The sequence below is a fragment of the Mycobacterium sp. genome, from assembly GCF_040509115.1.
Lineage (GTDB): Bacteria > Actinomycetota > Actinomycetes > Mycobacteriales > Mycobacteriaceae > Mycobacterium.
In genome coordinates this window covers 1-25,570 of the sequence record NZ_JBEVLO010000393.1, presented here as the reverse complement: position 1 = coordinate 25,570, position 25,570 = coordinate 1, and the positions used below count along the sequence as shown (strand labels likewise).

Genomic DNA, 25,570 nt, shown 5'->3' with positions numbered 1-25,570 from the left:
GCGACCGGCGAAACGACGGGCGTCGAGCGCGGCGTCGCGTCGGCCGCCTACAGCTTCCTGCGCTTCGGGGGCGGCGCCGTCGCCCCCTGGCTGGCCGGCGTGCTCGGCGAGACGTTCAACGCGCACCTGCCGTTCTGGGTCGGCGCGGGCGCCGTGCTGCTCGCCGCCGGGGTCATGATCGCGACCCGCCCGCACCTCAGCCACATCGACGCCGAAGAGAAGTCACGCGGGGAGCTGACCGACGAGGCCACCGCCGTCACCATCGGCAGCGACAGCTGACCAAACTCGCCACGGCGTCGCGCGAGGAGGTGTCCGCCGCGGTCGTGAACACGAAGAGCACCTGGTCGGCATCACCGGGCGCCGTGAACGTCTCGTACTCGACCGTCAACGCGCCAGCGACGGGATGCCGAAGGTGCTTCGTCCCATGCGTCCGTTGGTGGACCCGGTGTTCGGACCACCACGCGCGGAACTCCTCGCTCGCGGCCGATAATTCGTCGACGAGCTCGATGCTCGCGGCATCGCCGAGGTTCCTCCCCACGTCGAGCCGAAGGTTCTCGACAGCCGTACGGGCCTGAATCTCCCAGTCTGCGAAGAGTTCCCGAGCCTGAGCCGACATGAACATCCACCGGACGTAGTTGCGCTCACGCCACGGCATCGCATCGAAGTCCGCGATCAACGCGCGCACCGCACCGTTGGTGGCCAGCACGTCTGTGCGCCTGCCCAAGATCATCGCCGGTGTCCCGTCGAGGCATTCGAGCAACTGGCGCAGGCCGGGCCTCACCCGCTGCGCCTGCCGAGCAGGTTCCCGCCGCGACATCTGCGCGCCGACGAGATCATTGAGATGTGCGCGACCCGTCCCGTCGAGGCCGAGTGCCCGTGCGACGGCGTCCAACACCGTGGCCGACGGGGTGATCCGGCGCCCCTGCTCCAACCGGGTGTAGTAATCCGTCGAAACTCCGGCCAACAGCGCGACTTCCTCGCGACGCAGACCTGCCACCCGTCGGATGCGTCCATCGCCGGGCAGGCCCGCGCGCATCGGATCGATTGCGTTGCGCGCACGTTTGAGGAAGTCCGCGAGTTCGTGATTGGCGGTATCCGTCACCGCATCGTCCCAACGTGTCCGGTAGATGACCTAGGTCTGGGAGTCCTAGCCTCCGGCGACCTTGGGTTCGGTTGGGCCAGTCGTGGCGAGATCTTCACCATCCGAGGCCGGGAGACTGAAAGACGAGAAGCTACAACCGGATTGACCAACACGACCACCTCAAGGAGACCCCCATGCCTTACCCGACCGATTCGCCTGCCACGTGGTTCGTGACGGGCACGTCTCGCGGACTCGGGCTGGAATTGGTGCGCCAGCTGCTGAACCGCGGCGATCAGGTCGCCGCCACCACGCGGTCCACCGCACGGCTGGTTGCCGCGCTCGATGGTGTCGACACCGCCACGCTTCTGCCGCTTGAGGTGGACCTCACCGACGGGGCGGCGGTAGACGTCGCAGTTGGCGAGACCGTCACGCGATTCGGGGGACTCGACGTCGTGGTGAACAACGCCGGCTACGGATTCCTGGCCGCCGTCGAGGAGACGACCGACGCCGATGTTCGCGCCATGTTCGACGTCCAGGTGATCGGCGCCTGGAACGTCCTGCGCTCGGCCCTTCCGCACCTGCGCGCTGCCCGCACCGGACACGTCATCAACGTCTCGTCGATTCTGGGGCTGACAGCAGTGCCCGGCTGGGGCCTGTACTGCTCGGCGAAGTTCGCGCTGAACGGCATGACCGAAGCCCTCGCCGCGGAGGTGGCCGATCTCGGCATCGCCGTGACCATCGTCGAACCGGGATACTTCCGCACCAGTTTCCTGTCCCCCGACTCCCTGATGCTCCCCTCCGCCACGACCGACGCGTACCCCGCCATCCGGGAGATGACGCAGAACCATCTCGACCTCCAGGGCCATCAGCTCGGCGACCCCGCGAGGGGAGCCGCCGCGATCATCGAGGTCGCGACCGGCGCGCCAGGTCCGCTGCACCAATTGCTGGGGACCGACTCGCTTGCCTATGCAAGGAGCAAGGTCGAGGCACTGACTGCGGACATCGCCGCAGGCGAACCGCTGGCATCGACGACCGACCACCACTAGCCATCCGACCGCTCGTCGGTCACTCGGCTCGGGTCGCCACTCCGATAGATTGGGGGGGTGAGCACGATAGCCGACGTCGCCAAACTGGCGGGTGTCGGCGTCGGTACGGCGTCGCGCGCCTTGACCGGCAAGGGTTACGTGGACGTGGTCACCAAGAGCCGCGTTCAAGCCGCCGCCGTGGAGCTGCAGTACCGCGGCAACGCGGCCGCGCGGGCGCTGCGCGAAAAGCGCACCAGGGTAATCGGACTCCTGATCCCCGACCTGAGCAACGAGTTCTACACCTCCGCCGCCGAAGTCCTGCAGGTCGAGCTGGACGATGCGGGATTCCAGCTGATCGTTGCCCAGACCGGGGGGGCCGCAGGCGACGAACAGCGGGCGTGGGAGAGCATGCTCAGCAGGCAGGTGGAGGGCGTGGTCCACGTTCCCGTCGACCCCGACGGCTCCGTGCCGACTTCGCTTCCCGTCGTTCAGCTCAACCGCCGCTCGAAGAACGCCAGTGCCCCGGCCGTCCTCAGCCATGACGCGCTCGGCGTCGAGGCGCTGACCCGTCACGTCGTCGACCAGGGACATCGCGACCTCGTGGCTCTGGTGGGTCCAGCCGACTTCTCGACCACCAGGGACCGCCTCGCCGGATTCCGAAAGGTGCTCGCGGAAGCCCACATTCCCGAAGTACCCGCCGACGACACGGGCGGCGGACGGCCGCGTGCGCGCATCCTGTCCACCGCGCTGAGCATCGAAGCGGGGGCAGCCGCCGTCGAGTCCCTCGCCGATGACCTTCCTACCGTCGTCCTCGCCCTCAGCGCGCAGTTCGTCCTCGGCACCCTCGCCGTCTGCAAGAGGCGGTCCATCCGCATCCCCGACGATCTGTCCATCGCCGGATTCAACGATCCCGCATGGTATTCCGTGTGGACCCCCGCCATCACCACGTTCGCGCCCCCACTCGCCGACATGGGCCGCAGGGCAAGTCGCGAGATCCTCACAGCAATCGACACCTGGGATCAGAAGCATGCCAAGAACCCCATGGTGATCCAGATGGAGGGCGAACTGCGCATTCGCGAGTCCGTCGCTGCACCGAGCTCACTTCACCCCGCATCGGGTTGACGCTCGCCTGCCATCGCGCCCACGTCGAGCAGCGTCCGCAGATGTCGCTCGGGGACGTCGCTCATCGCCGATGCCGCCTCCAACACCGTCACCTGACGTTCCAAGGCGACGCGGGCGATGTCAGCGGCCTTGTCGTATCCGAGCCGAGGGGCCAGAGCAGTCGACAGCATCACGTTGCGCGCCACCGTATTCGGGCCCACCGCGGTCGGGACTACTCCCCTGATGCACCGGTCGGCGAACGCGGTCGCCGCGCCGGCCAGTATGTCGATCGATTCGAGCAGGGCATGGGCCGCAACCGGCGACATCACGCTGATCTCGAAGTTCGCCCGGCTGCCCGCGGCCGCGATCGCCGCATCGTTGCCGATCACCTTGACGGCGACCTGGCTGACGGCCTCCGCCATCACGGGATTGGTCTTGCCCGGCATGATCGACGAGCCCATTCCCAGCGTCGGAATGGTGATCTCGGCCAAACCGGCAACCGGCCCGCTGCTCATCCACCGGACGTCCTCGGTGATCTTCAACAAGCTCATCGCGACGGTGCGCAGCGCCCCCGACACGAAGACCACGGCGTCGAGACAGTTCTGCGCCTGGAAGTGATTGCCGGTCTCCCGCAGCTCGATTCCGAAGTCGGCGGCGAGCCGCCGGATGACCCGTGCGGCGAACTCCGGGTGGGTGTTCACACCGGTACCCACGGCAGTCCCGCCGAGGGCGACCTCTGCGAGACCCGTCTGGGCGGCCTCGATCCGCGCGATACCGCGCTCGATCTGCCCGGCGTGGCCCGCGAATTCCTGACCCATTCTGATCGGCACGGCGTCTTGCAGGTGCGTACGACCCGACTTCACGACACCGTGAGTGCGCACGGCGAGGTCGGACAGGCTCGCCTGCAGGTGACGGAGCGCGGGCAACAGCTCGTGAGTGATCGCCGTCTGTGCCGCAACGTGGATGACCGTGGGGGTCACGTCGTTGGAGGACTGCCCCTTGTTGACGTGGTCATTGGGATGTACCGGGCACTTGGCGCCGAGAGGCTGGCCCAACAGCTGGTTGGCCCGGTTGGCGATCACCTCGTTCGCGTTCATGTTCGTGTTGGTGCCACTTCCCGTCTGAAACAGATCGATCCGGAACTGATCGTCCCACCTGCCGGCGGCCACCTCCGCCGACGCGCGTCCAATGGCATCGGCGAGCCGCGGGTCGAGCTGGCCGAGGTCGGCATTCACTTGTGCGGCAGCGTGTTTCAACGAACCCAGGGTGCGGATGAACGTGTGGGGAAGGCGCAGCTCACTGATCGTGAACGCGTCGAGTGCCCGCTGAGTCTGGGCGCCCCACATGGCGTCGGAATCGACGTTCACCTCACCGGCGAAGTCCCGTTCGGTGCGTGAGCTCTCGCTCACTCGGGACCCATCGCCACGTACTTGAGCTCGAGGTATTCGTCGATGCCGACGTCTCCGCCCTCCCGACCGAGACCGGACTGCTTCGTCCCGCCGAACGGTGCCGCCGCGTTGGAGATGAAGCCCCTGTTCAGACCCACCATCCCTGCCTCGAGCCGCTCCGCGAACCACATCGCGCGGGTGAAGTCGGACGTGAAGACGTAACTGACCAAACCGTATTCGGTGTCATTGGCCAGGCGCAGCGCCTCCTCGTCGTCGCGGAACGTCGTCAGTGGTGCGACCGGCCCGAAGATCTCCTCCGAACTCATGCGGCACGTCGGTGCGACATCGCGCAACACCGTTGGCGGGTAGTAGTACCCGGCACCGCCGGGTGGGGTGCCGCCGAGCACCACCTTGGCGCCATGGTCGACGGCGTCGGCGACGAGTTCGACGACCTTGTCGCGCTGCACGGCGTCGATGAGCGGGCCAACGTCGGTGCCCGGCGCGGAACCGTCTCCGACGGTGAGCTTCTCGAGGCGCTCCACCAGTTTGGCGCTGAACTCGTCGACGACGTCCTCGTGCACGTAGAACCGATTCGCGGCGATGCAGGCCTCACCCACGTTGCGCATCTTGGCCACCATGGCGCCCGTTACGGCCGCGTCGACGTCGGCGTCGGCACACACCACGAAGGGGGCGTTGCCGCCCAGCTCCATCGACGTGCGCAAGACGTTGTCGGCCGACGCTCGGATCAGGATGCGCCCGACCTCCGTCGATCCCGTGAAGGAGACCTTTCGCAAGCGTGGATCCGCAAGCAGCGGCGTCGCGACGACCTCGGGCCGCGAGGTCGGGACGACGTTGAGCACGCCGTCGGGCAGGCCCGCCTCCTGCATGATCTCCGCGAACAACAGGGCCGTCAGCGGCGTCTGCTCGGCTGGTTTCAGGACGGCGGTACAGCCCGCCGCCAGCGCCGGGGCGACCTTCCTGGCGGCCATGGCCAACGGTACGTTCCACGGAGTGATCAGGAGGCACGGTCCGACGGGCTGCCGGATGAGCGCAATCCGTCCCGGCCCAGTCGGATTCGTCGTCAGGTCGCCGTGGATCCTGACGGCCTCCTCGGAGAACCACCGTAGGAAGTCGGCGCTGTAGGCGACCTCACCCCTGGACTCGGCGATCGACTTGCCCATTTCCAGCGTGATCAGCTGGGCCAGTTCCTCGGTGCGGTCCGTGATGAGGTCGAATCCGCGTCGCAGGATGTCGGACCGGGTTCGAGCCGGCGTCGCCGCCCAGGAAGCCTGAGCGTCCACGGCCGCGTCGAGCGCCCGGAGCGCGTCGGTCTCGCCCGCGTCGGCAACGCTGCACAGCACGCTGCCGTCGGCGGGGTTCTCCACGTCGAATGTCGTGCCGTCCGCGGCATCCGCGGTCTTGTTGTTGATCCAGACGCCCTTGGCGAAGGTGTCCAGAATGGCGTGTTGATTCGTCACGTCGTCTCCTGATAGTGGGTGGTGTCAGCCGTCGAAGACGACGACCTGGCGGGCGACCTCGCCTGCGGCGAGGCTGTCGAGTGCGGAGTTCAGGTCGTCGAGACCGATGTGTCGCGAGATGAGTTCGTCGATGGGCAGATCGCCCCGCAGGTACATGGCGGCGTACTCGGCGATGTCGACCGCCGGGTCACCGGAGCCAAGGTAGGAGCCGACGATCGAACGTGCCTCCAGTACGAGTGACGCCGCCGAGATGCACACCTTCTCCGACGGGTGCGGCAAGCCCACGGTCACGGTCTTGCCGCCGACTCGGGTGAGGTCGATGGCCTGATCCAGCGCGGCGCTGCGCCCGACCGCCTCGACGACGACGTCGAATCGGCGGCCGGCGTGGCGCGCGGCCTCCGGCGTCATGGTGTCGTGCGCCCCGACGAGGACGGCCATGTCGAGTTTGGTGTCGATCGGGTCGATCGCGGTGACTCGGGCGCCTCGGGCGGCGGCGACCATGGCCGCGGCAAGTCCGACGCCGCCGAGCCCGACCACCGCGACGTCGTCGCCGGACCTCACGTGCCCGGCGTTGAGGACCGCTCCCCCTCCGGTCAGGATCGCGCATCCGAGAAGTGCGCCGACCGGGCTGGGCACCGCCTCGGGGATCGCGACGGCGGTCCTGCGGTCGACGACGGCGTACTCGGCGAAGGCCGACGACCCGGCATGGTGACCGATTTCCTTGCCGTCCAGACGGATTCGTCGTCCGCCGCCGAGCAGTTCCCCGCTGGCCGCGGTGGCCAGGCCAGCGGGACACAGCGACCACCGCGTCCCGGTGCACGTCTCGCACCGACCGCACCGGGTGTGGAACACCAACGCCACCTTCTGCCCGATCGCGATGTCGTCGACGCCGTCACCCGTGGCGACGACGCGACCGCAGCCCTCGTGGCCGAGGACGACCGGCGCCACGCCGATGCGGTCGCCGTTGACGCGGGAGAGATCGGAGTGGCAGAGTCCCGCCGCCTCCATCTTCACCAGGACCTCCCCTGGCGCCGGGTCGTCGAACTCGACGTCGCAGATGGTCAGCGGGCGGTGGTCGGCGTATGGCCGCTCGTTGTGGCTCGAGGCGAGAACCGCACCCCTTCCGATCATGCTTGCGCTCCTTCCTTCGCCGACACGGTGCCCTCGGGGCTCCGGAGGGTTCGTGGTTTCCCCGCCGATCGCGGCGCGAGGGCGACCACGACGGCACCCACCACGCTGGCGGCAGCTAGGTAGTACGCGATCGACAGCGACGAACCGGTGCTGGACAACAACATCGACGCGATGATGGGGACTGGGGCCGACGTGATGAGGCCGCCGAATTGATAGGCCATCGACGAGCCCGTGTAGCGAACCTCGGCGGGGAACAGGTCGGCGATGAAACCCGCGGTCACACCGTAGGACAGTGCATGCAACAGCGGCAGCGCCAGGAAGAAGGCGGCGAACACACCGGCGACGGTGGCGGTGTTGAGCAGTAGCAGCACCGGTACGGCGCCGACGCCGACCAGAAGTGAGGTGGCGCTGAGGAATCGGCGCGTCGTCCACCGATCGGCCAGCGTGGTGAACGCCGGAAGCGTGATCACCTCCAAGGCGGCTGCGGCGATGAGGGCCACCAGGACGGTATCGCGACTCACGCCGAGCGTCTTGGTGGCGTAGCTGAGGAAGAACGTGCTCGCCAGGTAGAACACGGCGTTCGGCGCTGCGCTTGCCAGCATCCCGGAGAAGAGCGCGTGCTTGTGCGAGCGGACGACGTTCGCGGCGGGCACCTTCGGCAGATCCTGATTCGTCTGCAAGGCAAGGAATTCCGGAGATTCGGTAACCCGCAGTCTGACCCAGAGCCCCACCGCGACGAGCAGGACCGAGGCAAGGAACGGCAGCCGCCAGGCCCACGCCAGGAGGTCCTCGTCGGAGAAGACCTGCGTGATGATCGCGATCGCGCCCGTCGACAGCACGACGCCTGCGGGCACACCGGCCTGGGGGAAGCTCGCATAGAACGCTCTCCGGTGGGGCGGCGCGTGTTCCAACGACATGAGGACGGCGCCGCCCCATTCGCCGCCGACGGCGAAGCCCTGAAAGAACCGCAGGATCACTAGCAGGATCGGGGCCCACATCCCGACCTGCTCGTAGGTGGGCAGCAGGCCGACCGCGAAGGTTCCGAATCCCATCAGCAGCACCGACAAGACCAGCATCCGCTTGCGACCGATGCGGTCTCCGTAGTGACCGAAGAACAACCCCCCGAGCGGGCGGGCGACGAAGGCGACGGCGATGGCGCCGAAGCCGGCGAGGGTGCTGGTGAGCGGATCATCGGACGGGAAGAAGAGCGGGTTGAGGATCAACACCGTCGCCGCGCCGAATACGAGGTAGTCGAACCACTCGATCGTGGTTCCGATGAAGCTGGCCATGGCGACCGTGGTCGGGGATGGCGGCGGGGACGGCGGCGGGGACGGGGTCATTTCTGCTGCAGTGTCGGGCATGGGACGCTCCTTTGCGCGGGGTTGGCGTTGAATGGGTCAGTTGAGGGCGAGGCTGGCCAACGGTGGGCGCGACGCCGCCGGTCGCGAAAGATCGCGCCAGGACTCGACGGCGGACTGGCAGACGTGGACGGCCTCACCCAGGTAGTCCTCCGCCAACACCAGCGTTTCGTCGAGTTCGACGCCGCGGTCACGAGCGGTCGCCCCGACGGCGTCGACGATGTGCAATCCGTCCCGGCGGGCGCGTTGTGCGGCGTCGTACACGAGATCGTGCGCGCCGGCCTGACCCAACGCGGGAGCCAACTGCATCATCAACGACTCCGCCAAGACGAGTCCGCCGTCGAGTCCCAGGTTGGTCCGCATCCGCTCGGTGTCGACGCGCAGGCCCTCGACCAGGTCCAGAGTTTCGGCGACGGCGCTACCTGCCAGCACCGCGAGCTGGGGCAGGACGTGCCATTCGACCTGCCACTCACCTGCCGATCGCTCGTGGCCGGCTTCCTGGAACCGGGTCAGCGCCGAGGTGAGGGCACTCGCGGTCGCCGATAGTCCGACGATCATCTCCGAGGAGATCGGGTTGACCTTCTGCGGCATCGTCGAGGATGCGCCGCGGTGATTCGAGAACCGTTCGTGAACCTCGCCGACCTCGGTGCGCGACAGGTCGATGACGTTGCGCGCCAACTTCGCACATCCGCCGGTGATGGTGGCGCAGAGCCACCCGAATTCGGCTGGGGCGTCGCGCTCGACGTGCCATGGGACGTCACTGAAACCGAGGCCGAGGCGCTCGGCAACGCGTCGCCTGATCTTGGCGGCGCTCGGCCCGAGGGCGGCACTGGTGCCGCCCGCCCCGTATAGCGAGACGACCTCGAGATGAGGACGGGCCGCGGCGATCCGGGTCCTATGGCGCGTCAGTTGGCCGAGCAGTGAAGCCAGCGTGGCCCCGAACGTCGTGGGTACGGCCTGCTGGCCGTGGGTGCGGGCGGCCATCACCGTGAAGCGGTGCGCCAGGACCTGCTCGGCTAGCGCATTTCCCAGGCGGAACGTTGCCGTGTCGAGCGCGTCGAGCGAGTGCGCCATTTGCAATGCCAACGCGGTGTCCATCACGTCCTGGGTCGTGGCGCCGAAGTGGACCCGGCGAGCGGGTCCAGGATCGAGCGCCGCGGCGATCTGCCGAACGAGCCCGAGGATGGGATAGCCGACGTTGCGGGCGGTCGCCCACAACTCGGCCTCGTCGATCGCCGCCGACGACGCCGCGGCGGCAATGGCGGCCGCATCCTCGCCGGGCATCTCGCCCTCGTCGGCCTGAGCCAGCGCCAACGCGCGCTCGAAGGCCAGCCATCCCTCGATGCCGTTGCGGGCCGACCAGATGGCGAGCTGGTCGGCATCCCCGGCAATTCGCAACAGCATGGAGAACGGTGCGTCGTCCTGATGCGCAGATGTCATGGCAGTCGGTGAACCTCGTCGATCGATGGGGAGCGCGTGGATGTGGAATCCATTCCACACAAGAATGGAATGGATTCCACATCGTGTCAAGGGTCACTTTTCCGGCCCTCCGAGTCAGGTGACCGTGGCACCGATCAGTGAGCCGACCACGTAGGTCGCCGCGATCGCGATGCCACCGAACGCCAACTGCCGCAGCGAGCCCGACCACACCGGCTTGCGGGTGAAGCGCGCAGCCACCCCGCCCGCGACGAGCAGGCCGACGCCGCCACAGGCCAGCCCGAACCACAGCGACGCGAAGCCGAGCAGGTACGGGATCAGCGGGATGACCGCTCCGACCGCGAACATCACGAACGACGACCCCGCCGCCACCCACGGCGATGGCTTCTCGCTGGGGTTTACGCCCAACTCCTGAACCAGATGAAAGTTCAGCGCGCGACTCTCGTCCTGATGGATCTCGTCGGTCGCCGCGGTGGCCGTGTCCTTTGTCATGCCCATCGCCTGCAACATGCCGATGAGTTCGGCGCGCTCGGCCTGCGGATGCTTGCGGAATGCCCGCCGTTCGACGCGGACCTCGGACTCGATCTGCTCGTTGGCCGTCGTGACCGAGGTGTATTCGCCGAGCGCCATCGAGAACGCGCCGGCGAGCAGCCCCGCGACACCGGAGAGAACCACGGTGTGCGTGCTCGCGCTCGCCGCCACTCCCGCGATCAGCGCCGTGTTGCTGACCAACCCGTCCATCGCCCCGAAGGTGGCCGCACGCAGCCACCCACCCGTCACGTCGGCGTGCCGGTGGTCGATCTCGTGGGGCAGCCCGACAGGTGGCTGCGAGCGGTCCGGATCGGTCATGGCGTTGATTCAACGCCAGCACCCCGGCATGCATCGACTCAGGATCCCCTGGGTTTGCCACATCACAGTTTCACGGTCACGATCGCGGGATACCGTCAAAGCATGACGACCACCGCAGATCACCTGCGCAACGCACTCGACGGACGCTGGCGGGACGTGAAGAACGCCGCCCGCGAGACACTTTCCGGAGACGTCTTCCGGCCGCACTACACCCCGAACACCGTCATCGCCCGTACCAAGGTGGCCGAGCAGATGCGAATCATGGCCGCCCACGGCGCCGCCGAGGACGGCTTCAAGAAGGAACACGGCGGCAACGGTGACGTGGGCGCCGCCGTCACCATGATCGAGATGCTCGCCATGTCGGACCTGTCGCTCATGGTCAAGGCGGGCGTGCAGTGGGGACTGTTCGGCGGAGCCATCGAGAACCTCGGCACCGAACGGCACCACCAGGCGTACGTCAAGAAGCTGATCGACCTTGAAATCCTCGGCTGCTTCGCGATGACCGAGACCGGCCACGGCAGCGACGTGCAGTCCCTGGAGACCACTGCGAGCTACGACCCCGGCACCGAGGAGTTCGTCATCAACTCCCCGACACCGACCTCGCGCAAGGACTACATCGGCGGCGCCGCCCAGACCGCAAGGGTGGCAGCGGTGTTCGCCCAGCTGATCACGGGTGGCAAGGGCCACGGCGTGCACTGCTTCGTCGTCCCCATCCGCGACGACGACGGCAACGACCTGCCCGGCGTCACCACCTCGGACTGTCACTACAAGGGCGGCCTGCCCGGCGTCGACAACGGCCGCATCATGTTCGATCACGTCCGCATTCCTCGGGAGAACCTACTCAACAAGTACGCCGACGTCGCCGCCGACGGCACCTACAGCTCACCGATCGAGAACGCAGGCCGCCGGTTCTTCACCATGCTCGGCACGCTGATCCGCGGGCGGGTCACCGTGGGCGGCAGCGCGGGCGCCGCCGCCCGCGTGGGTTTGGACATCGCCACGCGGTATGCCTTGGAGCGCAGGCAGTTCGACGCGCCGGGCGGCGACGACGAGATACTGATCATGGACTACCTGGTGCACCAACGCAGGCTCTTCCCGCTGATCGCGAAGTCCTACGCCCTGCAGTTCGCGCAGAACGAACTGGTGGCCAAGTGCCACGAGCTGCAGACGTCCGAGGATCCCGATCCCGAGGAGCAGCGCGAGCTGGAGTCCCGCGCGGCGGGTCTCAAGGCCGCCAACACCTGGCACGCCACCCGCGCCATTCAGGAGGCGCGCGAAGCCTGCGGCGGCGCAGGCTATCTGGCGGAGAACCGGTTGATCGCACTCAAGGCCGACACCGACGTGTTCACCACGTTCGAGGGCGACAACCACGTACTCACCCAGTTGGTCGCCAAGGAGCTGTTGACCGCCTACGCCGACGACATCAAGGGGATGAGCCCGGTGGAGTGGGTGCGCTTCGCCGCCAACTTCGCCGGCGAACGCGTCGCGAAGCGCACCGCTGCGCAGACGATCATGCAGACCATCCTCGATGCCCGTCAGGACAACGAGGAGGAGGGCAGCCTGTTCAACCGCGGCACCCAGGTCAAGATGTTCGAGGACCGCGAGGAGTACATGCTCGCCTCGGTCGCCCGTCGCCTGCAGGGCAAGTCCAAGGAGATGAGCGCGTTCGAGGCGTTCAACTCCGTCCAGGACCACGTGCTGCACACCGCGACGGCCCACATCGACCGCATCGTCTTGGAGGCGTTCGTCGCAGGCATCGACACCTGTGAGGACGCCGAGGCACGCAAGATCCTCGGCGTGGTCTGCGACCTGTATGCCCTGTCCGTCATCGAAGCCGACAAGGCGTGGTTCATCGAGCATCGCTTCCTGTCGACGGAGCGGGCCAAGGCGGTCACCCGCGGCATCAACGACCGCTGCAAGGTGCTGCGCCCCTACGCCGAGGTGCTGGTCGACGGTTTCGGCATTCCCGAGAAGCTGCGATACGCCGAGATGCTGCACCCGGAACACATCGTGGACGCCGCCCAACACGAGGAGCAGGACGCGATCAGCTCGGGGACGATCGAGCCGAGGTGACGCCGGTAGTTGCTCCCCCGCGTGGACTCGAACCACGAACCTGCCGATTAACAGTCGGCTGCTCTGCCAATTGAGCTACAGGGGAATGCTCGTCGGTCCCGGGGCATGCCCCCGGACCGAGCGTTGACTCTAGCGCATGAACGCCCGAACCCCGTTATCGGGCAGGGGTTGTTGCTGGGTTGCCTCGCCCAACCGCGATGTCACGGCACGAGGCAGGATGGACACGATGCACCGTCATGTGGGAGGAGTCCTGTGATCCGATTCGCCGCCGTCATGGCCGTCGGTTACGTGTTGGGCGCGAAGGCAGGCCGACGCCGCTATGAGCAGATCGCGGGGACGGCGCGGGCCGTAACGGGAAGCCCGGTGACCAAGGCCGTCATCGATGCGGGACGACGCAAACTGGCCGACCGGGTGTCACCGGATCCGAACACCGTGAGACTGACGCCGATCGACGCGACCACCTCGGTGCTACACACCGAGGTCAAGAAGGATTGATGCAGGCGAGCTAGCCGATGCCGTTGGTCCAGGTCTGACCGGGGAGCAGCGGTCCGGAGGTGATGCCGATGCCGCCGCCGGGCACGACGTTCGAGTTGGGTCCGTAGACGCCGAAGTCGGGGGTGCCGACGTTGACGCCGTTGCCGTTGGAGTACGACAGGCAAACGCCGTCTTCCTGGTTGCCGTACCAGGACAGGCACCGCGGGCCGGCAACCGACTGACCTGCATCGTTGGAGAAAGCGATGGCGACGGGAGCGGCGACGGCCGCAACCGCCAGCGCGCCTGCGGCGACGAACCGGTGTACTCGGATGGTCATGCGGGGCCCTTCCATTGGACTGACGGCGAAATCACCATAGCGTGACGCGGCCATTCACGCAGTAAGGTCGTCGCCACTCGCCCGCTCCAGCAGACTGCGTCGATAGGTCTCCATCGCCACCAGGTCCCCGAACAGCGCGTTGTACTCGTCGTCGTTGTCCACCGGCGACATGCGCTGCAGCTTGGACTTCATCTCGGCGATCTGCCTGCCGACCCACACCTCCTGCAGCCTGGCCAGGACACCACCGATGTAGCGCGCCAGCCGCTCGTCGTCCTCGACCTTGAAGGCCTCCACCCCGAGCTCGCTGACCAGGGTCGCCGCCGCGGGTGACCCCGCCTGCTCGCGCACCGCGTCGATCCACTGCGCTCCGGACAGGCCCGCCGACATCCCTCCCCCTGCGCTGATCGCGGCGCGCACGGCGGCATAGCCGGGGTGGGTGAAGCTCTCGATGGTCAACGTGTCGAAGACCGGTCCGGCGATCGCCGGATACTGCAGCGCCGCCTTGAGCGCCTCCCGCTGCGGCCAGAGCGTCGGATCTCGCGGGTCGGGGCGGACCACGGCCTGCGCGGTGGGCGCCACGGCCCGAGCCCCGCGACGTGGCGCCGTGCCACCCGCGCTCGCCGTCTCGCGTACCCGTCCGAGGACCTGCGCGACGTCGTCCCAGCCCACCCAGCCGGCCAACTGCCTGGCGTACTCGTCGCGAAGGGTCGGGTCCTTGATCCTGGCCGCCATTGGCACGCAGCGCCGCAAGGCCGCGACTCGCCCCTCCGCACTGTCCAGGTCGTGCTCGGCAAGCGCCGTGCGAATCACGAACTCGAACAACGGGGTTCGCCGTGCGACGAGGTCGCGCAGCGCGCCGTCCCCGGACTTCAGCCGCAGATCGCAGGGATCCATGCCGTCGTCGGCCACCGCAACGAAGGACTGCCCCGCGAGGTTCTGCTCCCCCTCGAAGGCCTTCACCGCGGCAGCCCGGCCCGCCGCGTCACCGTCGAACACGTAGATCAACTCACCGCGAAAGAAGTTGTCGTCCATCATGAGCCGCCGCAACATCGACAGGTGCTCCTCGCCGAACGCGGTGCCGCACGACGCGACGGCGGTCGTCACTCCGGCCAGGTGCATCGCCATGACGTCGGTGTAGCCCTCGACCACGACCGCCTGATGCCCCTTGGCGATGTCGCGCTTGGCGAGATCGAGCCCGAACAGCACGTTCGACTTCTTGTACAACACCGTCTCGGGCGTGTTGACGTACTTGGCCTCCATGGTGTCGTCGTCGAACAACCGTCGGGCGCCGAAGCCGATCACCTCCCCTGCCGACATCCGGATGGGCCACAGCAGGCGGCGGTGAAAGCGATCCATCGGGCCGCGGCGCCCCTCCCGCGACAGCCCCGCCGCCTCGAGCTCCTTGAACTCGAAACCCTTGCGCAACAGGTGCTTCGTGAGGGTGTCCCAGCCTGAAGGCGCAAACCCACAGCCGAATTGCCTGGCCGCTTCTGCGTCGAAGCTGCGCTCGATCAGATACTGCCGCGCCGGCGCGGCCTCCGCCGACTTGAGCGCCTCGGCGTAGAACTCCTGGGCGGCGGCGTTCGCGGCGATCAGTCGACTGCGGCTGCCCCTGTCCCGCTGCACGTTGGTGGTCGAGCCACCCGTGTAGGTGACGGTGTAGCCGATCTTGTCGGCCAACATCTCGATCGACTCGACGAAGCTGACGTGTTCGATCTTCTGAAGGAAGGTGTAGACGTCGCCGCCCTCGCCGCAGCCGAAGCAGTGGAACTGACCGTGGTTGGGGCGCACGTGAAAGGACGGCGACTTCTCGTCGTGGAAGGGACACAGCCCCTTCAGGGAGTCGACGCCCGCGCGACGCAACTGGACGTAGTCGCCAACGACGTCCTCGATCCGGATGCCTTCACGGATGGCTGCGATGTCGCGATCAGAGATGCGGCCCGGCACCGAACCAGTCTAGAGGCCGGGGCGAGCGCGCCTCGTGCACTCGTTCCAACCGCCCCTCGGTGTACGACGCGATCTGATCGATCACCACGCGCAGCCGGGCACCGTCGTCGCCTGCAGCGGCGAAGTCCGGTGCGAACTGCGGATCCAGACTGCTCGGCGCCTGCGCCCACAGCACCAACGCCACCTCGTGGATGCGTATGCGCTGATCGGCCTGAATCTGCAGGTGGCCGTGATCGGACATGATGAACTGCAGCGCCAGCATCTTCAGAAGGGCGACCTCGGCACGCACCGTGGATGGCACCGCGAGTCCGGTGTCGTAGCGGGTCAGCGGGCCTTCCCCGGCCACGGCGCGGGTCTCGGTGATCGCCGCGTTCGCGAACCGCCCCACCAACTCGCTGGTCATGCGCTTGAGGGCGACCGACGCCGCCACGGTGCCGTCGTACTTGCCCACGTCGGCCACCACCGGCTCGTCGGACAGCCGCTGCGCCGCGGCGAGTAGGTCGTCGGCGATCAGCGAAGGGAACGCCCCGGCGCCCAGGCTCGCCAGGGCGGCCGTGGCGTCGGCGTCGGTGAGCACCCGCAGGTCGATGCGGCCGGAGATGACGCCGTCCTCGACGTCGTGCACCGAATAGGCGACGTCGTCGGCCCAATCCATCACCTGCGCCTCCAGGCACGGCCGACGGTCCGGGGCCCCGGCGCGGACCCAGTCCGCGGCGGGAACGTCATCGTCGTAGAAGCCAAACTTGCCGCCGTCGCCCACCCGCCGCCACGGATACTTCGTGACGGCGTCAAGCGACGCGCGAGTCAGGTTCAGCCCCGCGCTGAGGCCTTGCGGATCAAGCACTTTGGGTTCCAGCCGAGTGAGGATGCGGAAGTTCTGCGCGTTGCCCTCGAAGCCGCCGAACTGCTTGGCGATTTCGTCGAGTGCGCGCTCACCGTTGTGGCCGTACGGCGGATGACCGATGTCGTGCGCCAGCCCCGCGAGGTCGACCAGGTCGGGGTCACACCCGAGGCCGACGGCCATTCCCCTGCCGATCTGGGCGACCTCCAGCGAGTGCGTCAGCCGCGTGCGTGGCGTCTCGCTCTGGCGCGGCCCGACGACCTGGGTCTTGTCGGCGAGGCGTCGCAGCGCAGCGCTGTGCAGCACCCTGGCCCTGTCCCGCGCGAAGTCGGTGCGGTGCTCGGTGCCGGTTCCCGGCAAGGCGGCACCCTTGGGCGCCTCGACCACCATGCGTTGCCGGTCGAAGTCTGAGTAAGGGTCCCGGTACGGGCCGTCTGCGTGTGCCACCGACGCACAGTCTGCCAGGACGGTTCGCCGGGTCGACCGAGCCACTAGATTGACGGTCATGCGCTGGAATCTGGTGGCTGCCCGCTTGCTGAGCCTGATCCTGGCGGTGTTGACCACGGGGTTGCTGCTGGCGCCCACCGCGGGCAGCGAACCCCCGTTGCGACTGCAGGAGCGCGTCACCGACAACGCGAACGTGCTGAACGCCTCTGGCCTGGCTCAGGTGACCGGTGCGATCGACGAGCTGTACACCGCCCGCCGCGTGCGGCTCTGGGTGGTCTTCGTCGACGACTTCTCCGGCCAGACCGGTGTCGAATGGGCGCAGAGAGCCATGCGCATCAACAACTTTCAGCCCGATCAGGATGCGCTGCTGGCCGTGGCCACCGAGGACCGCGACTACGCTCTGTTCGCAGGGACCCGGATACTCAGCGACTCCGCGCAAGCCAGTCTTCGCAGGGATCAGGTCGAACCCGCGCTGAGCCAGGGCGACTGGGCGGGGGCGGCGACGGCTGCGGCCGAGGGATTGACGAGCCCGCCGTCGAGTGGCAGCTCCTGGGTGGGCATGGCCATCGCGCTCGCCGTGTTCGCCGTCGCGATCTTGGCGCTGGTGCTGTGGCGGCGACGCAGCCGCCGCAAGAAGCGCGCGGCGGAGTTCGCGGCCGCCCAGCGGGTCGATCCCGCCGATCCCAACGCCCTGGCCACGCTGTCGATCGACGCGCTGGACGACTTGTCGAAGTCGGTCGTCGTCGAGGTCGACAATGCCGTCCGCACCAGCGACAACGAATTGACGTTGGCGGTCGAGGAATTCGGTCCCACCGACACCGCGCCGTTCGTCGAGGCGGTGGCCAAGGCAAAGACGGCGTTGGCTCAGGCGTTCACCGTGCGGCAGACCCTCGACGACGCCGTTCCGGAGACGCCGCAGCAGCGCCGCGACCTGCTGACCCGGGTGATCGTGGCCGCCGCCCGCGCCGACGACGAGCTCGAAGCACAGCGTGAGGCGTTTCGCCAGTTGCGTGACCTGGTGATCAACGCCCCCGACAGGCTCGACGTGCTCACCCAGCAGATGGTCGAGCTGACCGCGCGCATCGAACCCGCGGAGCAGGCCGTCGCGGCACTGCACGCGCAGTTCTCGGAGACTGCGCTTGCCTCGGTGTCGGGCAACGTCGACGTCGCAAGGCAGCGGCTGGCGTTCGCCGACCAGAACATCACGATGGGCCGCTCGTTGGTGGCCAAGCCCGCCGGGCAGCAGCGCGGCCTTGTCGACGCGATCAGGGCCGCGGAATCGGCGCTGGGACAAGCTCGTCGGCTGCTCGACTCGGTCGACACGGCGGGGACCGACATCAACCGCGCCGTCGCAGGCCTGCCCGCCGCGATCGCCGACATCCAGGACGGGATCACCTCGGCCACTGCTCGACTCGCGCGCGACGGCGTGCCCAAGGCCGCCGAGCTGAGCGCCGCGAAGGACGTGGCAGTCGCGGCCGTCACGCACGCTCAGGACGTCGGTTCCGCCGACCCGTTGGGCGCGTACACGAAATTGGCGCAGGCCGACGCCGACCTCGACCGGCTGCTGGCCGAGGTCAGCGAGGAGCTCGAGGCCGCCGAGCGGTTGCGGCGCGCCTTCGATCAGGCGCTGTTCAGCGCGCAGTCGCGGGTGCGAGCGGTGTCGGACTTCATCGACACCCGCCGCGGCAGCATCGGCCCAGACGCCCGCACCCGGTTGTCGGAGGCGGTACGCCAGCTCGAGGCCGCGCAGGCCAAGAAGGACACCAACCCGGCCGAGGCCATCGCCCACGCCAACGGCGCGGCGACGCTTGCCGCGCACGCGCAGTCGTTGGCCAATGCGGATCTGGCTGCGGCGCAACGCAGTTACAGCGGCGGATACGGCCCCGGCGGAGGCGGCAGCGACATCGGTGCCGTGCTGGGCGGCATCGTCATCGGCAACATCCTGTCGGGTACGCTGCGCGGCGGATTCGGCGGTGGCGGCGGAGGCGGCGGCTTCCGCCCGACGTCGTTCGGCGGGTCGGGTGGCGGCTGGGGTGGCGGCGGCGGCCGCTTCTAGCCCACCGAGTCAGGTCAGGTCGGCGTACACCGTGCTCACCGAGGCCAGTACGTCGTGCAGGGCACCGACGAGGTGATCGAACTCGGCGTCACCGGCCACCAGTGGCGGTGCCACGCACACCACCGGATCCCCGGCGTCGACCGAGATTCGCAGCATCACCCCACGCTCCTCCAGCGGCAGCGCTAGGAGCGCGTCGCCGTAGAGGTGGAGCTTCTCCGCATCGGTCATCGGCCGTCCCGACGCCGCGTGCTGCCTCAGTTCGATTGCATGGAAATGGCCTGCGCCCCGGATCTCGAGCACCGCCGGCAGCGCGGCAAGGGCGTCCAGCCTGGCACGAAGCGGAGCCTCGTTCGCCAGCACGGTGTTCGGGATGTCGAGGCGCTTCATGATCTCGATGTTCTTCAGGGCCACGGCAGCCATCACGGGATGTCCGCCAAACGTGTTGCCGTGCAACAGGGATGCGCCCGACGCCAGGAACGGCTCGTACACCTTCTCCCCGACCGCCACCGCTCCGATCACCGCATGCGCCGAGGACAGGCCCTTCGCACAGGTGATGATGTCGGGTTCCATGCCGTACCGCTCCGAGGCGAACCACGCACCGACGCGCCCGAACGCCGTGATGGTCTCGTCGGCGACCACCAGGATGCCGTACTTGTCGGCGATCTCCCGGACGCCCGTGGAGTAACCGGCGGGCGGGATCAGCATGCCGCCGTGGTTCTGCACCGGTTCCATGAGGATCATCGCGACGGTGTCGGGACCTTCGGCCTGGATCCGGAACTCCAGATCGTCGAGCAGGAACGCGGTGAACTGCTCCTCGGTCTCCTCGGCAGGGCGGCCGACGCGGCGGGTGTTGCGGATTCGGCCAGCCGTGGGTACCAGCGGCTCGAAGTCCGAACGGAACTCGGGGATCCCGATCAGCGACAGCGCGCCGAGAGTGGTTCCGTGATAAGCGGTTTGACGTGAGATGGCCTTCCACCTGTTTTCGCCGCGCAGCTTGTGGTATTTGCGGGCGATCTTCCAGGCCGCTTCCACCGACTCGCCACCGGAGGGGGTGAAGAACACGTGGTCGAGGTCACCGGGGGTGAGTTCGGCGATCACACTGGCCAATTCGACGGCGCGGGGATGGGTGCTTCCCCAGTTGCTGTGATAGCCCAGCTCCTTGTACTGCGCCAAGGCCGCCTCGCCGAGTTCTTCGCCGTAGGAATAGCCGAGGTTGACGCAGAACAGGTTGGACAGGCCGTCGAGGTAGCGGTTGCCGTCCGAGTCGATCAGGTAACAGCCCTCCCCCTTGACGATGATCTTCGGGGGTGTCGTCGAGGCAGTCTTCATCTCGGCGAAGTGGCGCCAGTTGTTCAGCTCCGAGGTCTTCTGGTACGCCGGGGTCGAAACGTGGTTGATGGTGGCAGTCATGGGTTTTCTCCTTGGGTCGGAATGGACGGTGAGGCGTCGAGGGCGGCGTAGGCCTGCGGGCGGCGGGCGCGGAAGACGAGGGCCACCCCGACGCCGACCGCATACGTCGCGACCAACACCACCAGCAGCACGTTGGCCACGACGGGGCTCGGCACCAGCGCCGAGAAGTTCTTGATCACCAGGTAGGTCACCGCGCCGAGGCACACCAGGGCGATGGCGGGCGCAATCGTCGTCGACCAGAGACCGGTGCGGGCATCGCGCCTGGCCCGGAAGAACACCAGCACCGCCACCGACGTCAGCGCCATCAGCACGATCACGCCGAGCGTTGCCGCACCGGACAGCCAGGTGTACACCTCGGCGACCGGATCGAGTCCGGCGACGGTGACGGCCACCAGCAGGACGGTGGTGACCACCGAGACGGTCAGCGACGACCGCGACGGAGCGCGATGCCTGACGCTGACGACACCGAGGGCGGCGGGCAGGATTCCCTTGGTCGCCATGGTGTAGCCGTATCGGGTGAGCACGTTGTGGAAGGTCAACATGCACGCGAAGATGCTCGTCAGCAGGAGAATCTGCATGACGTCCTGCATGACCGGCGAGACGTAGGTCTGGGCGAGGCCCAGCACCATGCCGGTCGGATCGTCGGTCGCCGCGGCCACGATGGCATCGGGACCGACGCCGACGGTGATCGCCCATGCCGAAAAGGCATAGAACAGGCCAACTCCCACTACGGCGACGTACGTGGCGCGCGGGATGGTCCGTTCGGGGTCGCGGGCCTCGGTGCGGAACACCGCCGTGGCCTCGAAGCCGACGAAGCTGAAGAACGCGAACATCAGGCCCAGTGACGGATACCCGTCGGCCAGCAGCGCCGGACTCAGCGCGGACGTGGTGAGGCCCGCCTCGCCGCCTCTGGCCAGGATGGCGCCGTCGATGACGACGACCACGACGATCTCGACCACCAGCACGACTCCGAGCACCTTGGCGCTCAGTTCGATGTCCCGGTAGCCGAGCACACCGGTGATCAAGACCCACGCCGCGGTCCACGCCCACCAGGGGGTTCCGGGTCCGCCGAAGTGGGCGATGGCATCGCTGGTGGCCACGCCGATGTAGGCGGCCAGCGCCACGGCCAGCATCACGTAGGTGCCGACTGCGAAGGTGGCGGCGCCCGTACCGGGGATTCGGCCGAGGCCGGCCTGGATGTAGGAGTAGAAGGCGCCGGCGTTGGTCACGTGGCGAGCCATCCTGACGAAGCCTGCGGTGAAGATCGCCAGGATCGCGGTTGCGAGGACGAAGAACAGTGGGATGGCGGGACTTTGGCTGACCCCGACCACGATCGGGAAGGCCGCGATGACCGCGCCCAGCGGTGCGGCGCCTGCGAGCGCCATGAAGGCGATGGAGCCGACACCGAGGTTGCGGTGCAGCGACGAGTGGGCGTCGAGTGGCGTGTGCGGACCCGCGTCGACGGGATCGAAGGGCGGAGGGGTCTTGATCGTCATGTGGGAAACCTCGGGGGTGTGCGGAGGGAGGTTCGATCGACGGCTACGTCGACGTCAGCGCCGCACTAGAGTTGCAGATGCTCTGTTTCACCCTGGTTTCTGATGCATTACGTGCAACTAGGGCACTAGAATTCTCGATAATCTTCATCAAGAGACCCGCCCAGCCGCACGTCGGCACAGATTGTTCGGCTCAATATCCGCCGCGAATCTCCTCGAATCCACTGACGTGATCCATGTGCTGCGCGCCGAGCAGATGCTCGAACACGACGTTCGTCTGGGCTGACGCCACCGCCGGGTCGGCGCTCAAATCGGTGGCCACGAAGTCGCGCAGATGCGCCGTCGACGCGCAGTGCACGTGGATCAGGAAGTCGTCGGGCCCGCCCATCCAGAACAGATTCATCACCGGTGGCAACAGGATCACCCGCTGCGCATACTCCTTCAGCGCACGCCGCGCCTGCGGATGGATCCGCACCGAGACCACCGCCTGGACCGGAAGTCCCACTGCCACCAGGTCGACGGTGGCATGCGCCGACTGGAATACGCCCTTCTCCTTGAGTGCCCGCACCCGGTTGATCGTCGTGGACGGCGACACGTGAAGCTTCTTGGCCAGCTCGTTGTTGGGGATCCGGGCATCGCGGGCGAGTTCCCAGAGGATCTGCTCGTCGAGCGCATCGAGCTGCACGAAATTCTCCTTGCCACGAATCGACGGTTGCCCATTGCACAATATCCACCACTTTCCGGCAACTTCTGTAGATCATTCGATCGAAACGCAAAGGAAACAACTTCCCACCACCATTGCGCCGATCGCTGCATCACGTCGTAAGGAGCAATCATGTCCCAGGAGTCCGGACGGGTCGTCGTCGTCACCGGCGGCTCTAGCGGGATCGGGCTCGCGGCGGCTCGTCGTTTCGTCAAGAGCGGCGCGAGAGTCGTCATCACCAGCAGGCGCGACAGCACGGACATCGCCGAGGAGATCGGTGCGCGCTCGATCCAGACCGACGTGAGTCGGGAATCCGAAGTGCGGGAGTGCATGTCGGCCGTCGCCGCCGAATACGGCCGCATCGACTCCGTGGTGTGCAGCGCAGGCACCTTCGTCACCCCCACTCACAGCACCGAACTCACCACCGAGGCGATGATGCAGTGCTACGGCGTCAACACCATGGCGGTGATCTACGCAATCAAGCACGCCGTCCCGCACATGTCGGCGGGCGCGTCGTTCGTCGTCGTGACGTCGTTGGCCGCTCGCATGACGATCCCCGGCTACGGCGCCTACGCCGCGTCGAAGGCCGCCACCTCGGCGCTGGTGCGCACTGCGGCAATGGAATTGGGACCGCGCGGAATCCGGATCAACGAGGTGGCGCCGAGCAGCGTCGACACGCCCATGCTTCGCTCGCAGGACAACGCGGACGAGGAGGTGGCGCTCGCCGTGCAAATGTCCCCGCTCGGCCGCATGGCCCTGCCCGACGAGGTGGCCTCGGTGATCGAGTTCCTCGCCTCCGACACCGGAAACGGCATGACCGGCCAGCAACTCGTCGTCGACTGCGGCCAGTCGGCGGGCGTGTCAGACGCCATCATGGACACCCTGCTCGCCTCGCGGTGACCCTAGGCGCCCTTGAGCCGCACCGCGAGGTAGTCGGACACCGCGTCGATCGCGACACGCTCCTGGGTCATCGCATCGCGCTCGCGGATGGTCACCGCGTTGTCCTCCAGAGAATCGAAGTCCAGCGTGACGCAGAACGGCGTACCGATCTCGTCCTGACGGCGGTACCGCCTGCCGATCGCGCCCGCGTCGTCGAACTCGATGTTCCACGACTTGCGCAACTCGGCCGCCAGGTCACGCGCCTTGGGCGACAGATCGGCGTTGCGCGACAGCGGGAGCACCGCAGCCTTGACCGGCGCGAGCCGCGCATCGAGCTTGAGCACCGTGCGCTTGTCGACGCCACCCTTGGCATTGGGGGCCTCGTCCTCGTGGTACGAGTCGACGAGGAACGCCATCAGCGAGCGGGTCAGTCCCGCGGCAGGCTCGATCACGTACGGCGTGTACCGCGTGTCGGACGCCTGGTCGTAGAACGACAGGTCCGTGCCGGAATGCTTTGAGTGCGTTGACAAATCGAAGTCGGTGCGGTTGGCCACGCCTTCGAGCTCACCCCACGGGTTGCCCGCGAAGCCGAACTTGTACTCGATGTCGACCGTGCGGTCGGAGTAGTGCGACAGCTTCTCCTTCGGATGCTCGAACAGCCGGAGGTTCTCGGGATCGATGCCGAGGTCGACGTACCACTGCAGCCGGGTGTCGATCCAGTACTGGTGCCATTCCGCCGCCGTCGACGGCTCGACGAAGAACTCCATCTCCATCTGCTCGAACTCACGGGTGCGGAAGATGAAGTTGCCCGGTGTGATCTCGTTGCGGAAGCTCTTGCCGATCTGGCCGATGCCGAACGGCGGCTTGCGCCGTGACGTCGTCACCACGTTTGCGAAGTTGACGAAGATGCCCTGCGCCGTCTCGGGACGCAGGTAGTGCATCCCGTCCTCGCTCTCGATCGGCCCGAGGTAGGTCTTCAACATCATGTTGAAGTCGCGTGGCTCGGTCCACTGCCCCTTGGTGCCGCAATCCGGACACACGATCTCGGTCATCGGCACGGTATCTGGATCGACGGCAGTGTCGCGCGTCCCCTTCTTGAGCGCGTACGCCTCCTGCATGTGGTCCTGGCGGTGGCGCTTGTGGCAGTTCAGGCACTCGACGAGCGGGTCGTTGAACACCTCGACGTGACCGGAGGCCACCCACACCTCGCGCGGAAGGATGATCGCGCTGTCCAGGCCGACGACGTCGTCGCGACCGGTGACGACGGACCGCCACCACTGCCGCTTGATGTTCTCCTTGAGCTCGACGCCCAATGGCCCGTAGTCCCATGCCGACTTGGTGCCGCCGTAGATCTCGCCGGATTGGTAGACGAGGCCACGGCGTTTCGCGAGGTTGGCAACGGTATCGATGATGGAGGCCACGGGTGAACAGCGTAGCGAGTCCCCGGGACCGGCCCACCCTCCCCTTGTCAGGGGACCTTGATGCGCACCACTTCGCGTCCGGGCCCGTCGACGACCCACAACGTGCCGTCGACGTAGGTCAGCTCGGTGACACCCTTCGCGACGCCGGGGACGGCGGGCCCCTTGGACTCCTCGCCCTTGACGTCGAACCAGCGCACCTCGTCGGTCACCGGGAAGGCCCCGAACACGCCGCCGTCGCCCGCCGTGGCCGCGTAGGCGCCCTGCAGCGGCACCGGCGAGCCGACGACGAACGTGCGCTCGTCGATCGGCACCACGGTGTCCTGCGTCAGCACCCAGATGGTGCCGTCGACGATCTCGATGCCCGCCGGCTCGCCGGGGACCTCGAACGTGGTGGCCACCAGGCCGTCCCGGCCGAGGGCCGAGACCGTCTTGTCACCGGTGTTCACGACGAACGCGTACTGATCCCCGACCGCCAATTGACCAGGCAGGGCCCCGACGACGATGGGTGTCCCGAGGATGCTCATGCTGCTCGCGTCGATGCGGGTGACGGTGTTGTCGGTGATGTGCGACAACCACACCTGCCCGTCGCCCGCGGCGATGCCCTTGACGTCGGGCATCGGCCCGGCTTGGATCGGCTCGCT

The 25,570-nt window shown here is 67.6% G+C and carries 21 protein-coding genes, 1 tRNA gene and 1 pseudogene; 7 read left to right on the top strand and 16 right to left on the bottom strand.

Features of this window, described 5'->3' with window-relative positions; all coding sequences use genetic code 11:
- Positions 1-279 (top strand): annotated as a pseudogene (locus tag ABW137_RS27075) (MFS transporter); the annotation flags it as partial.
- Here ABW137_RS27075 and ABW137_RS27070 read toward each other — a convergent pair.
- A complete protein-coding gene (locus ABW137_RS27070) occupies positions 257-1,102 on the bottom strand; it encodes a helix-turn-helix domain-containing protein (RefSeq protein ID WP_526404554.1) in 846 nt (281 codons plus the stop codon). The pseudogene ABW137_RS27075 and the gene ABW137_RS27070 overlap by 23 nt on opposite strands.
- Positions 1,103-1,275: 173 nt before the next feature.
- On the opposite strand from ABW137_RS27070, the gene ABW137_RS27065 reads away from it, so the two are divergent.
- Both ABW137_RS27065 and ABW137_RS27060 read left to right on the top strand, forming a co-directional pair.
- Positions 1,276-2,127: an SDR family oxidoreductase gene (locus ABW137_RS27065; protein WP_526404553.1), complete on the top strand. Its 852-nt coding sequence runs from the start codon at positions 1,276-1,278 to the stop codon at positions 2,125-2,127.
- A gap of 57 nt (positions 2,128-2,184) precedes the next feature.
- Positions 2,185-3,228, top strand: coding sequence for a LacI family DNA-binding transcriptional regulator (locus tag ABW137_RS27060; protein WP_526404552.1), 1,044 nt, complete (start codon positions 2,185-2,187; stop codon positions 3,226-3,228).
- Here the strand turns inward: ABW137_RS27060 and ABW137_RS27055 are convergent.
- The 6 genes from ABW137_RS27055 to ABW137_RS27030 all read right to left on the bottom strand — a co-directional run bounded on the left by ABW137_RS27055 (position 3,210) and on the right by ABW137_RS27030 (position 10,848).
- Positions 3,210-4,616: a class II fumarate hydratase gene (locus ABW137_RS27055; protein WP_526404551.1), complete on the bottom strand. Its 1,407-nt coding sequence runs from the start codon at positions 4,614-4,616 to the stop codon at positions 3,210-3,212. The two genes, ABW137_RS27060 and ABW137_RS27055, sit on opposite strands and share 19 nt — an antisense overlap.
- Positions 4,613-6,073: an NAD-dependent succinate-semialdehyde dehydrogenase gene (locus tag ABW137_RS27050; protein WP_526404550.1), complete on the bottom strand. Its 1,461-nt coding sequence runs from the start codon at positions 6,071-6,073 to the stop codon at positions 4,613-4,615. Before ABW137_RS27050 ends, ABW137_RS27055 begins: the two co-directional genes overlap by 4 nt.
- 24 nt (positions 6,074-6,097) lie before the next feature.
- Entirely contained in the window at positions 6,098-7,204 is a 1,107-nt protein-coding gene (locus ABW137_RS27045; RefSeq protein WP_526404549.1) for an alcohol dehydrogenase catalytic domain-containing protein, read from the bottom strand.
- Entirely contained in the window at positions 7,201-8,565 is a 1,365-nt protein-coding gene (locus ABW137_RS27040; RefSeq protein ID WP_526404548.1) for an MFS transporter, read from the bottom strand. The genes ABW137_RS27045 and ABW137_RS27040 overlap by 4 nt, the downstream gene beginning before the upstream one ends.
- A gap of 36 nt (positions 8,566-8,601) precedes the next feature.
- Positions 8,602-10,002, bottom strand: coding sequence for a lyase family protein (locus ABW137_RS27035; RefSeq protein WP_526404547.1), 1,401 nt, complete (start codon positions 10,000-10,002; stop codon positions 8,602-8,604).
- A gap of 114 nt (positions 10,003-10,116) precedes the next feature.
- Positions 10,117-10,848 (bottom strand): VIT1/CCC1 transporter family protein, encoded by a 732-nt coding sequence (locus tag ABW137_RS27030; protein ID WP_526404546.1) that lies wholly within the window; start codon positions 10,846-10,848, stop codon positions 10,117-10,119.
- 102 nt (positions 10,849-10,950) lie between these two features.
- Here ABW137_RS27030 and ABW137_RS27025 point away from each other — a divergent pair, with 102 nt between their 5' ends.
- Positions 10,951-12,921, top strand: a complete 1,971-nt coding sequence (locus tag ABW137_RS27025; protein WP_526404545.1) for an acyl-CoA dehydrogenase family protein — start codon at positions 10,951-10,953, stop codon at positions 12,919-12,921.
- Positions 12,922-12,933: 12 nt separating this feature from the next.
- Here ABW137_RS27025 and ABW137_RS27020 read toward each other — a convergent pair.
- Positions 12,934-13,006 (bottom strand) — tRNA-Asn (locus ABW137_RS27020).
- 167 nt (positions 13,007-13,173) lie between these two features.
- Between ABW137_RS27020 and ABW137_RS27015 the strand changes: the two genes are divergently transcribed.
- Positions 13,174-13,416: a hypothetical protein gene (locus ABW137_RS27015; protein WP_526404544.1), complete on the top strand. Its 243-nt coding sequence runs from the start codon at positions 13,174-13,176 to the stop codon at positions 13,414-13,416.
- Between the two features lie 10 nt (positions 13,417-13,426).
- Here the strand turns inward: ABW137_RS27015 and ABW137_RS27010 are convergent, their stop codons facing one another.
- The 3 genes from ABW137_RS27010 to ABW137_RS27000 are packed head-to-tail and all read right to left on the bottom strand — an operon-like array spanning position 13,427 to position 17,027.
- Positions 13,427-13,732 (bottom strand): DUF7155 family protein, encoded by a 306-nt coding sequence (locus tag ABW137_RS27010; RefSeq protein ID WP_526404543.1) that lies wholly within the window; start codon positions 13,730-13,732, stop codon positions 13,427-13,429.
- Positions 13,733-13,786: 54 nt separating this feature from the next.
- Positions 13,787-15,679 (bottom strand): DNA primase, encoded by a 1,893-nt coding sequence (gene dnaG / locus ABW137_RS27005; RefSeq protein ID WP_526404542.1) that lies wholly within the window; start codon positions 15,677-15,679, stop codon positions 13,787-13,789.
- Complete coding sequence (locus tag ABW137_RS27000) at positions 15,660-17,027, bottom strand: deoxyguanosinetriphosphate triphosphohydrolase (protein WP_526404541.1); 1,368 nt, start codon at positions 17,025-17,027, stop codon at positions 15,660-15,662. Before ABW137_RS27000 ends, dnaG begins: the two co-directional genes overlap by 20 nt.
- Between ABW137_RS27000 and ABW137_RS26995 the strand changes: the two genes are divergently transcribed.
- Positions 17,026-19,023, top strand: a complete 1,998-nt coding sequence (locus tag ABW137_RS26995) for a TPM domain-containing protein (RefSeq protein ID WP_526404540.1) — start codon at positions 17,026-17,028, stop codon at positions 19,021-19,023. The genes ABW137_RS27000 and ABW137_RS26995 overlap by 2 nt on opposite strands.
- Before the next feature lie 9 nt (positions 19,024-19,032).
- Here the strand turns inward: ABW137_RS26995 and ABW137_RS26990 are convergent, their stop codons facing one another.
- From ABW137_RS26990 to ABW137_RS26980, 3 genes are all read right to left on the bottom strand, one after another.
- Positions 19,033-20,433 carry an aminotransferase family protein gene (locus tag ABW137_RS26990; RefSeq protein ID WP_526404539.1) on the bottom strand — a complete coding sequence of 467 codons (1,401 nt, stop codon included), beginning with the start codon at positions 20,431-20,433 and terminating at the stop codon, positions 19,033-19,035.
- Positions 20,430-21,929: an amino acid permease gene (locus ABW137_RS26985; RefSeq protein ID WP_526404538.1), complete on the bottom strand. Its 1,500-nt coding sequence runs from the start codon at positions 21,927-21,929 to the stop codon at positions 20,430-20,432. Before ABW137_RS26985 ends, ABW137_RS26990 begins: the two co-directional genes overlap by 4 nt.
- A gap of 190 nt (positions 21,930-22,119) precedes the next feature.
- A complete protein-coding gene (locus ABW137_RS26980) occupies positions 22,120-22,611 on the bottom strand; it encodes an Lrp/AsnC family transcriptional regulator (RefSeq protein WP_526404537.1) in 492 nt (163 codons plus the stop codon).
- A 150-nt stretch (positions 22,612-22,761) separates the two neighbouring features.
- Here ABW137_RS26980 and ABW137_RS26975 point away from each other — a divergent pair, with 150 nt between their 5' ends.
- Positions 22,762-23,529, top strand: a complete 768-nt coding sequence (locus tag ABW137_RS26975) for an SDR family NAD(P)-dependent oxidoreductase (protein ID WP_526404536.1) — start codon at positions 22,762-22,764, stop codon at positions 23,527-23,529.
- A gap of 2 nt (positions 23,530-23,531) precedes the next feature.
- Here the strand turns inward: ABW137_RS26975 and ABW137_RS26970 are convergent, their stop codons facing one another.
- Together ABW137_RS26970 and ABW137_RS26965 are read right to left on the bottom strand one after the other, a co-directional pair.
- Entirely contained in the window at positions 23,532-24,980 is a 1,449-nt protein-coding gene (locus tag ABW137_RS26970) for a glycine--tRNA ligase (protein ID WP_526404555.1), read from the bottom strand.
- Positions 24,977-25,570, bottom strand: a 594-nt coding sequence (locus ABW137_RS26965) for an NHL repeat-containing protein (protein WP_526404535.1), incomplete at its 5' end; no start/stop codon positions are given. The genes ABW137_RS26970 and ABW137_RS26965, both read right to left, overlap by 4 nt.